Raw genomic sequence first — 12,127 nt, 5'->3', positions numbered from 1 at the left:
ACTTAAAAATTACTTAATAAAATGTTGGATATTTTTGAAAGAATAAAAGAAAATCCAGGACCTCTTGGACAGTTTGCAGATTACGGTGAAGGTTATTTTATTTTCCCAAGGCTGGAAGGGCCTATCGGACCAAGAATGCAGTTTCAGGGAAGGGAAGTTATTTTCTGGAGTGCCAATGATTACTTAGGAATGTGTAACCACCCTGAAGTATTAGAAGCCGACGCCAAAGCTGCAGCTGAATACGGGATGTTCTATCCTATGGGAGCGAGAGCTATGTCCGGAGAAACAGAACAACATTTACAGTTAGAAAGAGAATTGGCAGATTTCGTTCAGAAAGAATCCGCTTATTTATTAAACTTCGGATACCAGGGAATGGTTTCTACCATTGATGCTTTAGTAAGCAGAAATGATGTGATCGTTTATGATGTAGATTCTCATGCTTGTATCGTTGACGGGGTAAGATTACACGCAGGAAAAAGATTTACCTATAAGCATAATGATATTGCAAGCCTTGAAAAGAACCTTCAAAGAGCGACTAAAGTAGCGGAAGAAACAGGAGGAGGAATTTTAGTCATTACGGAAGGAGTTTTCGGAATGAGAGGACAGCAGGGTAAATTAAAAGAAATCTGCGAGCTTAAATCCAAATACAAATTCAGATTATTGGTAGATGACGCTCACGGATTCGGTACACTTGGTAAAACAGGAGCCGGAGCTGGTGAAGAACAGGGATGTCAGGATCAGATCGATGTATACTTCTCTACTTTCGCTAAATCTATGGCTGGTTTCGGAGCTTTTCTAGCGGGGGATAAAGAAATCATCAGATATTTAAAATTCAACTTAAGATCCCAGATCTTCGCTAAATCTTTAACGATGCCAATGGTAATCGGAGGATTAAAAAGATTGGAGCTTTTGAGAACAAGACCTGAAATCAAAGCTAAGCTTTGGGAAAATACGAATAAACTGCAGAACGGACTTAGAGAAAGAGGATTCAATATTGGAGATACCAATACTTGTGTAACTCCGGTTATGATGCAGGGAACTCCGGTAGAAGCTACTCTTTTGGTGAAAGATTTAAGAGAAAACTACAGAATCTTTACTTCTGTCGTAGTATATCCGGTAATTCCTAAGGGAATGATCTTATTGAGATTAATTCCTACAGCGTCTCACACCGATGCGGAAATCAATGAAACACTTGCAGCATTTGAAGCGATCCACGATAAACTGGTAAGCGGATATTACAAGGAACAGGAACAAAAATTATTACAAGAGCAAGGTTTGAGCTTCAAACCAATCTAATAAATAAAAGCCACTGTTCATCAGTGGTTTTTTTTATGTCTCATTTTCAAAGCCAATACAATCATCCATGAAGTTTAAGGGTTATGCGTTAGGAATTATTTCATCGGTATCATACGGACTAATTCCGATTTTTATCTTACCTGTGAAACAGGCCCATTTTTCATTGGATATTACTCTGTTTTACAGATTTCTCTTTTCAGCATTAATGATCGGCGGATATTTATTGTATTCCAAAGAAAATTTTTCCATCAATAAAAAAGAAGGAATTGTTCTGGCTATACTTGGGATCTGCTATGCGCTTTCTTCGGAGTTTTTATTTTTAGGATATGATTATCTTACTGCGGGGATTGCTTCCACGGTATTATTCATTTATCCGGTTATTGTAGCACTCATCATGTTTTTCTTTTATAGGGAAAAACTCACAAAGCTTTCTATTCTCTCGTTACTTCTTGCTTTTGCCGGAGTAATTGTTTTATGCTTAAAAGGAAAAGGCTTAGAAATCAATTTTGCAGGATTAGGAATTGTGATGTTAAGCTCTCTTTTTTATGCGCTTTATATCATTATTGTCAACAAGTCAAATAGTAAGGTTTCAGGATTTAAGCTTTCTTTCTATTCCATGCTTTTCACTTCTTTATTCTTCATGATTAAATCGTTGATAGGACAAGAATCTTTTGCGATCCCTTCTGTAACAGTATTCTTTAATTTTGTTGTCTTTGCACTTCTTACGACTGTAATCTCCACATTGTGCCTTGTTTTTTCAATTAAAAGTATAGGCTCCACTCCTGCCGCTATTTTAGGAGCTTTGGAACCTGTGGTTGCGGTTATGGTAAGTGTTTTGATGTTTGATGAAAAATTCACTTTCAATTTATTCCTTGGAATTGTCCTGATTCTTTTAGGAGTTATCTTGAATGTTCTTGCGGGTAGCAAAAAAGCCGTTCATCATTAAAATCTGGAATATTTAAAATAACTTTGCAAAAAATTTACTGTTGAAAGATCTGCTTCTTATCACTCCGCCTTTTACCCAGCTGAATACCCCTTATCCTGCGACTGCTTATATTAAAGGTTTTCTGAATACCAAAAATATATCCAGCTATCAGATGGATCTGGGAATTGAAGTGATCTTGAAATTATTTTCAACAGAAGGACTTCAGAAGGTTTTTAATACAAAAATTGATCTGAAAACGGTTTCGGAAAATTCGCAAAGAATTTTTGCTTTAAGGGAAGAGTATATTAAAACCATAGATCAGGTTATTTTCTTTCTCCAGGGAAAAAATCCAACCTTAGCAAGACAGATTTGCAGCATGAATTTTCTTCCGGAAGCTTCCCGCTTCAATCAACTGGATGATATGGAGTTTGCATTCGGAAATATGGGTTTGCAGGATAAGGCGAAACATTTGGCTACCTTATATTTAGAAGATTTATCTGATTATATTGTTGAACATATCGATCCTGATTTCGGATTCAGCCGATATGCAGAACGTTTAGGAAAAAGTGCCAATTCTTTTGATGAATTGTATTCAAAGCTTTCGGGCGAATCAACATTTATTGATCAGATCACTTTAAAAATTTTTCAGGAAAAACTGGATATTATTCAACCTAAACTGGTTTGTTTTTCCGTTCCTTTTCCCGGGAATTTATATTCCGGTTTCCGATGTGCACAATTGATTAAGGAACATTATCCTCATATTAAAACCGTTATGGGAGGCGGTTTCCCAAATACCGAACTCAGAGAAGTTAAAGATCCTAGAGTTTTTGAATTCTTTGATTTCATCACCTTGGATGACGGAGAATTGCCTATTGAATTACTTCATCAACATATCTGTCAGTCTGAACAAAACGAAGAAACTCAATTTAAAAGGACCTTTTTAATTGAAGATAAAAAAGTTACTTATAAAAACAATTCTAAAAGACATGACTATAAGCAGGCTGAAATCGGTACTCCTGACTATTCTGATCTGTTGTTAAACCAATATATTTCCGTTATTGAAATTGCCAATCCGATGCACAGTTTATGGAGCGACGGAAGATGGAATAAGCTTACCATGGCTCACGGATGTTATTGGGGAAAATGTACATTCTGCGATATTTCTTTGGATTACATTAAAATTTACGAACCTATTTCCGCCAAAATTCTGGTGGACAGAATGGAGGAACTTATCCAAACAACCGGAGAAACAGGCTTTCATTTTGTAGATGAAGCCGCTCCACCTGCTTTGATGAGAGAAGTTGCGTTGGAAATCCTGAGAAGAAAATTGGTTGTAACGTGGTGGACCAACATCCGCTTTGAAAAAAGCTTTACCCGGGATTTATGTTTCTTGTTGAAGCTTTCAGGTTGTGTAGCGGTTTCAGGAGGTCTTGAAGTGGCAAGTGACCGATTGTTACAATTAATTGATAAAGGTGTTTCTGTAGAACAGGTTGCGCAGGTAACCCGAAATTTTACGGAAGCCGGAATTATGGTTCATGCATATCTGATGTATGGCTACCTTACCCAAACCGTTCAGGAAACCGTGGATTCTCTGGAAATGGTAAGGCAGATGTTTGAAATGGGAATTATGCAAAGTGCTTTCTGGCATCAGTTTGCGATGACCGCTCATTCGCCGGTAGGTTTGAATCCTGAGGAGTTTGGTGTGATACCAATGAAGCAGGAAATTCTGTTTGCTAACAATGATGTTGATTTTAAAGATAAAACAGGAGTTGATCATAGCAAGTTCAGTTTCGGATTAAGAAAATCTCTCTTCAATTATATGCATGGAATTAATTTTGAAATTCCTTTACAGGATTGGTTTGATTTCAAAATTCCGAGAACGACCATTCATCCGGATTATATTCACGACTGTCTTTTGGAAGATGACCAATTTAATTTTAAGGGAAATTCAAAAATCATTTTCCCGGATAAAAACGTAATCGCTGAGAATTACGTAAAACCAAAAAAGAAAACCTCCTGGCCGTATACGCGATTGACGTTCCATTTAAAAACCAACATCGTCAATGTAGATTTGGAGCAGGAAAAAGCAGAATGGCTGATAAAAATACTTGCTGAACATTCTATAGAAAACGAGAAAAAGATTACACTTCAACAACTTAAGATCCAGTTTGAAGAAAATTTTGACGATTTTGAACTGTTCTGGTTCTCAAAGCCGATGCAACAGCTAAAAGATAATGGGGTTATTCTGACTTTGTAAATAAAAAATTCCGGAATTGTTTTCCGGAATTTTTATTTTAAATATCGTCAATGAGACTTTTATTTTTCAGTACCTTCTTTTGTTACCGGCCCCGTCGTCAGCTTTCCCTGAATTTTAATAAAGTTGGGATCCATGATGGCCATTCTCTCTGCGATAGCTTTGTAGGTAGGGAATTTCAGGATGGAAGCTCTTCCGGACATTTCCCTGTAAAGGGTAAAAACTTTTCCACCTGCCGTTTTCAATTGTTTGGTTGTCGTAATATATCTGCCAATATACTTGCTGTTAGCATCATAGATTTCAATGTCCATAAAGGTTTTGTCGGTGATGGTATCTTCAGAACCAAAGCTCACCGGCAAATTGGTGAAGTATCCTACCGGTTTACCATTACTCAATATTTCTCCTACATTGTTGACCGTAATATTCAGTTTATCAATTTTACTTCTTACCGAATAGGCTTCTTTAGTTTTGGCATCCAGATTCCTTTTGGGAGCTTTAGTAAAAAGTTCATCCAGATTTTTGATATTGATTCCTTTATTATCAATAATTTTCAATCCTTTAACAGAGGTAAATACTGCAGACTTTTCTTCTCCTGAGAATGCGGAAGGAGAAATATAGTCTAATTCCAGGATTTTATCTTTATTATAAATTCTATTGATTTTAATATAACTGTCCCGTACAGAATCTACTATGCTTTTGTCAACAAACTCAATAGTATAAATCGGTGTCTCCTTTAAGTCCATGAAAGTATATTCACTGGATTTATTGGATATTTTTGCAACGTGAATTCCGTCTATTGTTATAATTCCTCTTTTGGTTTTAATATTTTGAGCATTGAGGAGAATACCCAAAACTGTAAAGAATATGATTGTACTTTTCCTCATAAAATCAGATTTTTACATGGCATAAAAAAAGTGTAACAAAGTTACACTTTCTTGAAAATATATTTAGCTTTTCATTTAATTATTCACAAAGGATAATTCCTTTATTATGATTAAATTCTACAACACCGCTTTTGATAGGATAAGAAAATACAGAATCTTTCTCATTTTCTTTGGTAAAATATTTAGCATAAGCTTCGTTCAAAGACTTGGCATATAATTTTACTTTACCACCCGTTAAAGAAGAAACAATTCCTGCGTGGTTTTGCATGATGTGGAATTCACCATTTTTTCCCGGCAGCAATACAGATTCTACTTCTCCTTCAAAAACTACGTATTCTGGTGTTAAAATTTTTATATTCATTTTAATTTAGATTAAAAGATTAAAAGATTGAAGATTAAAAGATTTGATAAACATTACATGTCTCTCATCTCATCTAAAAATCTTATGTCTAATTTATTAAGCGTTTTCAGCCAACATTTTTTGTCCGGCTTCAATAGCTTCTTCGATAGTTCCTTTCAGGTTGAAAGCAGCTTCCGGTAAGTGATCTAATTCACCATTGATAATCATGTTGAATCCTTTGATCGTATCTTTGATGTCTACCAAAGCTCCCGGAATACCTGTAAACTGTTCCGCTACGTGGAATGGCTGAGATAAGAATCTCTGAACTTTTCTTGCACGATAAACGACTAATTTATCTTCTTCTGAAAGTTCTTCCATACCTAAGATCGCGATGATATCCTGTAACGCTTTATATCTCTGAAGAATTTCTTTTACTCTTTGAGCACAGTCATAATGCTCATTTCCGATGATTTCAGGAGCTAAGATTCTTGAAGTAGAATCCAGTGGATCTACCGCCGGATAGATACCTAATGAAGCAATTTTTCTGGAAAGTACCGTAGTTGCATCCAAGTGAGCAAACGTAGTTGCAGGAGCCGGGTCAGTTAAGTCATCCGCAGGTACATATACCGCCTGTACTGAAGTAATAGATCCGTTTTTAGTAGAAGTAATTCTTTCCTGCATTGCCCCCATTTCAGAAGCAAGAGTCGGTTGGTATCCTACTGCAGATGGCATACGACCTAAAAGTGCAGATACCTCAGAACCAGCCTGTGTAAAACGGAAGATATTGTCTACGAAGAACAGTACGTCTCTACCTTGTCCACTTTCTCCACCGTCTCTGTAGTACTCAGCTAATGTAAGTCCTGAAAGGGCAACTCTGGCTCTCGCACCTGGTGGCTCATTCATCTGTCCGAAAACGAAAGCAGCTTTAGAATCTTTCATTACTTCTAAGTCTACTTTAGAAAGATCCCAACCTCCGTTTTCCATAGAGTGCATGAAATCGTCACCATATTTGATAATTCCTGATTCCAACATCTCTCTCAAAAGGTCATTTCCTTCTCTCGTTCTTTCGCCTACTCCGGCGAATACAGAAAGACCTCCGTGTCCTTTTGCAATATTATTGATCAACTCCTGGATCAATACGGTTTTACCTACACCCGCACCACCGAACAAACCAATTTTACCTCCTTTTGCGTAAGGCTCAATAAGGTCGATTACTTTGATACCTGTATATAAAACTTCAGCAGAAGTTGAAAGTTGATCGAATTTCGGAGCTTCTCTGTGGATAGGAAGACCTCCTTCTTTAGAAATATTTTGAAGTCCGTCAATAGCATCACCAACAACGTTGAAAAGTCTTCCGTTTACTTCATCACCGATTGGCATGGTAATAGGGTTTCCGTACCCGATTACTTCCTGACCTCTCTGAAGACCGTCAGTTGCATCCATTGCGATACATCTTACTGTATCTTCACCAATATGTTGTTCTACTTCTAAGACTAATTTTTCACCGTTTCCTTTTGGAATTTCTAACGCGTCATAAATGTTTGGAAGTGCCTCCACTTCTGTAAAGACTACGTCGATTACCGGACCAATAATTTGAGAAATTTTTCCTTTAATTTGGTTTGCCATTGCTAAATTTTTTCTTGGTGCAAATATAATGAAACTTCACAAACCCACAATTGGTAAAAAAAAGATTTTTATCATACTTTTTAATAGTTTACCAATGTATCAATTTAGCAATCTAACAATGCCAACGGTTAAAATATTGGTAAACTGTCATATTGATACATTGATACATTATCTCTATATTTGCACTCAAAATTTTTTTCCGTTTTGAAAGTTTTCAAGAATTTTAACGATTATTCCTCTCAGAGACCTTTGGCACTTTCTTTAGGCATGTTCGACGGGGTTCATCTTGGACATAAATGTATTATTGATGAGCTGATAAAAGTAGGTGCAGAAAACAATCTGGAAACTGCCGTTCTTACTTTCTGGCCTCACCCGCGATTTGTATTCAACCCGAATGAAGATCTGAAATTGCTGAATACATTGGATGAAAAAACATTATTGATGGAAAAATACGGCATCAATAATTTGTTTCTGAAAGAATTTGATGAAGAATTCAGAAATCTTACCGGAGAGGAGTTTGTGCGACAGATTCTTATTGACAAATTGAATGTGAAATACCTTATTATAGGATATGACCATTCTTTCGGAAAAAACAAAAGCGGAAATTTTGAATTGCTTCAGAAGCTATCCAAAGAACTGGATTTCGAAGTGGAACAGATGGAAGCCATCAATATTCATGAAAATAATGTAAGCTCCACCAAAATAAGAAATGCTCTTTTAACAGGTAAGATCAAAGAAGCTAATGAAATGCTGGGGTACTCCTACTCTGTTTCCGGAACCGTAACTCATGGAAAGAAGATCGGACGAACAATAGGCTATCCTACCGCCAACATCGAAACGGATTCTATTAAACTTTTACCACAAAAAGGTGCTTATATTGTTGAAGTTTTTGTGAAAGACCAACAATATAAAGGAATGCTGAGTGTGGGAACCAACCCGACAGTCAATGGAGACAAATTAACCGTTGAAGTGTATATCCTTGATTTTAATGAGGATATCTATGATGAAAAGATCACGGTAAAATTCAGGGATTTTTTACATGAGGAGATCAAGTTTGAAGGTCTTGAAAAGCTGATCGAAAGGCTTGATGAAGATAAAAGATTAACAGAAGAATTCAATTTTTAAAAAATAAAAAAAGCTTACCCAAATTGGTAAGCTTTTTTTATTTATTATTTATATCCTAAAATCTGATTTTCTGAATTGATGGCTTCTTCCACGAACTTTTTAAATTCAGGATACTGTTCTTTTTTGATATTATCCCAAGGCGTAATGGCTGTTCTTGTAATTTTCAACCTGTTATTTTTCTGCAGTTCGTAATTAACCTCATATTTAAAATTATTGTAGGCTAATGACTTATTCTCCGGAATTTCAATAAACTTCATGGTCTCAGGGATATTCAGGTATACTTCTTCTACATATTCGTTTTGTCTTTCATATTTGGTGTACTGAATATCAGTATTTCTGTTTTCCGTAGCAATAATCTCTTTGGTAAAAGGCTTCGTTACAAAAGGAATTTTCATAATCTTCAGGCTTCCTACAGACTGCGGCTTATCATTTACATTGAACTGGATTTCATACGCCAGTGGTTTTACCGTAAGGTCTTTACCTTCCAATAGCTTTATGCCTTTCACACTGATCACTTTATCCAATACGGAACCATATTGTTCTTCCATGGCTTTTTTACGGAATTCTTCTGTTTGTTCCGGCTGGAAGAAATCATTGAAATAGCTTTTTGTTTCCCCGGTCACATATTGCCTGGTCAGGAAATTCTGATTATCTCCGTTTACCGTTACATCACTGATCGTTTTGTACACAGACCTAGTATTATTGTCAACAGGAATCTCTATTAAATTGGCAGATCCGCCATTAATTACCAATGCTTTCGCCTTATAATTGGATTTTACCGTTGCATTGAAAGGAAGATATTTATCCGTCATTTCAAGATATGTTTCCTTACCATCAAGATTCACTTTAACGATACAATGGTTAAAGTTCAGGTTCGGCAACAAAAGAAGCTGTGGAGCATTATTATTCGTCTGAACCAATACAAGATTGGACTTCAAACCAGCCTGGTTACCTAAGATCACAAACAAAGTGGAAAGATCTTTACAATCTCCTAATTTGGTGACCAGCGTTTTGGATGGTTTTTGTGGAATATATCCGCTCTGACGGAAATCCACTGAGCTATAGGTTACATTTTTTTCAATATAGTTATAGATCTTTTCTGCTTTCTCAGTATCAGACATTCCGGAGACTCCCTGGGGAAATATTTCTTTAAACGCTTTTTCCACCACTTTATCGGAAACAAGACTTTTTTTCGTAACATCAGCATACCAATTGGCGATTTCCTGCCATGTTTTAATAGAATTCGCCGTTACCGAAATGGTGGCATCATAAAAACTGGGACCATAATATTCTTCCAGATCCAATTCAGGCAGATCATTAAGCTTCCAGGTCTGGAACAATTTGTTTCCAGATTTCTTTTTAGTGGAATTGATTTCTCTATTGTTGTTTTTCACCTGGTAGCTCATGCTTTCCGGGGTTATCAGGGTAAAAATAGATTCTACTACCGGATATTCCGAATTAAAGTATGAGCTTAAATTAAAATCTTTATAAAATCTTCCACCATTTCTTTCAAGGCTTTCTTTCTGAATAAGAATAACATCGCCCACAGCAAGATTGGTGAATACAATCTGATCATCGGACTTTTCTCCCGGAATAATATTTCCGTCCGGTTTTACGATCTCAGATTTCAGAACATCATCATTATAGTTGATATAGTATTCCTTCATTTCCTCAATCCCTTTATCAGAAGTAATTTCATAGAGATAGGTACTTCTTTTTTTCAATCCTCCTTCCGGATACACATTGGCAATATATTCATCCAGAAGTACGGTAACCCTTTTTTAGCTTTTGTCCCTTTATTTCTTCTTTCTGCAATTATCTTATACAGATCTTTAATAGCAGTCTGATCGATCTCATCTTCTGCCTGATCCAGATCTCTTATCAGCTTATGCATATCTTCATTTTCCGTGTTATGAGAAAGGGCAAGCTTGGCAAACTTTACGGCTTCTGTTTTCTTGTTTTGCTTGGCCAGATTTTCAGCCTTTTCAGCAAGCAATGTGTAGGAATAAGGGAAATTGCCTAATGCCTCTTCTATTTCCTTCATTATTTCCTGATTTTGAGCATGCTCATCCAGCAGGGCAATGTACTGACTTCTGAATGAGTTGATTGAAGGATATAATTCTATGTATTTTTTAAGGATCTTTTTCTGATCTTCTACCCGATTGGCCTTCTGATAATAGCTGAACAACATTTCCATGACATCCGGGCTCAATCTTTTTTCATAAGCTTCTTCAAATTTTTTAATGGTAACACTCTGATCCTTTTTATCAAAATCTTCCAGTGGAGTAAATACGGCAAAGAATTTTTCATTCACCCCGTAATTTTTTTTCAGGTTACTGACATGCGTTTTTACCTTATCAATATCCCTGTTTCTCATTGCTATAATTACATCAAAGAACTCTGACATATTTTTAGCTTTGGTTTTAGCCAATACATCCCTGTATTTCTCAATATCTTTAATGGAGGCATTTTCAAATTTATCCCAGTCACCCATTTTCATGATGGGAACAAGAAAGTATTCGGCATCATTGAGCTCGATATTCTTAAACACTTCTGAAACTTTCTCCGAATCTTCAATGTTATTATAATATTTGGTGAGCAAACCTTGTACAAGAGAGGATTTAGGATATGTTTTCAGAAAATCATCGATTAATTCTTTAGCCTGATCGTTTTGAAAATTACTTAAATACGCAGAGGTCAAAAGGTATTTATAGAAAAAGCTGTCAGGGTTTTGCCTGATCTTTTCTTTAAAGAATGTTTCAAACTGAAGGGGAATTTCCTTGGGTTGTAATTGGGCCGGCGAACTTTTCTGGTAATTCTGATAGGTATTATAATATTTCAGATCGGTAATTCTCTGATAATGGGTATCAAAAGGAATAACCATGAAAGCATTACTCGTATTCTTTGCATCAAACTTTAAGAGTAGCCTGTTAACCCCTTTAGGTAAAGTAACTTCCACTAAATGTGCACCCAGATTGGTATAGCCTTCATTGGTACTTGACAGGATTTCCGTATCATTTAAAAACAACCTGAACTCCGCATTGGTATCTACTTCTAAAAGGATCTTTCTTTCAGCCGGATTTTCTATAAAAGACTGGGCATACACAATCCCTCTTCCGTATTCCAGTTCGTTGATAAAAAACTCAAAACCGTCATTGGAAGGATGTTTTCTGTTATACCACCCTACATTTCCGAAGCTATTCGCATTGAAAAGCTTGTCATTGTTCGCATATGTTTCAGGTTCATATTCATTATACAGCCCGCTTCCATTGAGGTTTTCAAATACACCTGCGAATTGCCATTTATCAATTCTTTTAATCTTATCTATCGCTTTATCTGCTCCCTGAAGATTATTTCTTCGCCTGTCTAATATCGCTTTAACTTCCAGAATGAAAGGTAAACTTCCATAAAGCCCGTCTTGTTCAAGAAGGTCGATTTTTTTATAAGAATAGTCATCCAAACTGCTGTCTTCACTGTCTCCGAATACAAATTTCTTTTTGAAAATAGGATACAGATACGTTTGCTCCGGCTTAAGGGTAATAAAATTCTTAACAAACGTTTCATCAAAGATGAGCTCGCCGCTTTCTTCTTCAATTAAAGCATCCAGAAAAAGAGATTCCAGATCTTTTAGTTTATGGTCTTTTAAGTTTTTATCATAATAGGTTCTTGCTTCTACT

The 12,127-nt window shown here is 36.2% G+C and carries 9 protein-coding genes; 4 read left to right on the top strand and 5 right to left on the bottom strand.

Annotation, left to right across the window (positions count from 1 at the left end; genetic code table 11):
* Positions 1-24: 24 nt before the first annotated feature.
* The 3 genes from ACGHIN_RS11450 (at position 25) to ACGHIN_RS11440 (ending at position 4,478) form a co-directional block, all read left to right on the top strand.
* The gene (locus ACGHIN_RS11450) at positions 25-1,296 is read left to right on the top strand and encodes an aminotransferase class I/II-fold pyridoxal phosphate-dependent enzyme (RefSeq protein WP_390453632.1); all 1,272 of its coding nucleotides are present in this window, start codon (positions 25-27) and stop codon (positions 1,294-1,296) included.
* Positions 1,297-1,363: 67 nt separating this feature from the next.
* Entirely contained in the window at positions 1,364-2,242 is an 879-nt protein-coding gene (locus tag ACGHIN_RS11445) for a DMT family transporter (RefSeq protein WP_123261549.1), read from the top strand.
* A 40-nt stretch (positions 2,243-2,282) separates the two neighbouring features.
* Positions 2,283-4,478 (top strand): B12-binding domain-containing radical SAM protein, encoded by a 2,196-nt coding sequence (locus ACGHIN_RS11440; protein ID WP_390453568.1) that lies wholly within the window; start codon positions 2,283-2,285, stop codon positions 4,476-4,478.
* A gap of 59 nt (positions 4,479-4,537) precedes the next feature.
* On the opposite strand, the gene ACGHIN_RS11435 is transcribed toward ACGHIN_RS11440, so the two are convergent.
* From ACGHIN_RS11435 to atpD, 3 genes are all read right to left on the bottom strand, one after another.
* Positions 4,538-5,359, bottom strand: a complete 822-nt coding sequence (locus ACGHIN_RS11435; RefSeq protein WP_390453566.1) for a hypothetical protein — start codon at positions 5,357-5,359, stop codon at positions 4,538-4,540.
* Positions 5,360-5,438: 79 nt separating this feature from the next.
* On the bottom strand, positions 5,439-5,720 hold the full coding sequence (locus ACGHIN_RS11430) for a FoF1 ATP synthase subunit delta/epsilon (RefSeq protein WP_390453563.1): 282 nt from the start codon (positions 5,718-5,720) through the stop codon (positions 5,439-5,441).
* 96 nt (positions 5,721-5,816) lie between these two features.
* Positions 5,817-7,325 carry a F0F1 ATP synthase subunit beta gene (atpD, locus tag ACGHIN_RS11425; protein ID WP_390453560.1) on the bottom strand — a complete coding sequence of 503 codons (1,509 nt, stop codon included), beginning with the start codon at positions 7,323-7,325 and terminating at the stop codon, positions 5,817-5,819.
* Positions 7,326-7,529: 204 nt separating this feature from the next.
* Here atpD and ACGHIN_RS11420 point away from each other — a divergent pair, with 204 nt between their 5' ends.
* Positions 7,530-8,450 (top strand): bifunctional riboflavin kinase/FAD synthetase, encoded by a 921-nt coding sequence (locus ACGHIN_RS11420; RefSeq protein ID WP_390453557.1) that lies wholly within the window; start codon positions 7,530-7,532, stop codon positions 8,448-8,450.
* 44 nt (positions 8,451-8,494) lie between these two features.
* On the opposite strand, the gene ACGHIN_RS11415 is transcribed toward ACGHIN_RS11420, so the two are convergent.
* Entirely contained in the window at positions 8,495-10,192 is a 1,698-nt protein-coding gene (locus ACGHIN_RS11415; RefSeq protein ID WP_390453555.1) for a DUF3857 domain-containing protein, read from the bottom strand.
* A partial coding sequence (locus ACGHIN_RS11410; RefSeq protein WP_390453552.1) for a tetratricopeptide repeat protein occupies positions 10,171-12,127 on the bottom strand: 1,957 nt, incomplete at its 5' end. The genes ACGHIN_RS11415 and ACGHIN_RS11410, both read right to left, overlap by 22 nt.

Source organism: Chryseobacterium barbadense (genome assembly GCF_042849955.1).
GTDB lineage: Bacteria > Bacteroidota > Bacteroidia > Flavobacteriales > Weeksellaceae > Chryseobacterium.
The sequence above is the reverse complement of the archived record's forward strand: the minus strand, read 5'-3'. Positions and strand labels throughout refer to the sequence as shown.

Bases quoted from the DNA above. Each gene is read 5' to 3' on its own strand.
- ACGHIN_RS11445 (WP_123261549.1), top strand. From the start codon at position 1,364: ATGAAGTTTAAGGGTTATGCGTTAGGAATTATTTCATCGGTATCATAC.
- ACGHIN_RS11435 (WP_390453566.1), bottom strand. From the start codon at position 5,359: ATGAGGAAAAGTACAATCATATTCTTTACAGTTTTGGGTATTCTCCTC.
- ACGHIN_RS11430 (WP_390453563.1), bottom strand. From the start codon at position 5,720: ATGAATATAAAAATTTTAACACCAGAATACGTAGTTTTTGAAGGAGAA.
- atpD (WP_390453560.1), bottom strand. From the start codon at position 7,325: ATGGCAAACCAAATTAAAGGAAAAATTTCTCAAATTATTGGTCCGGTA.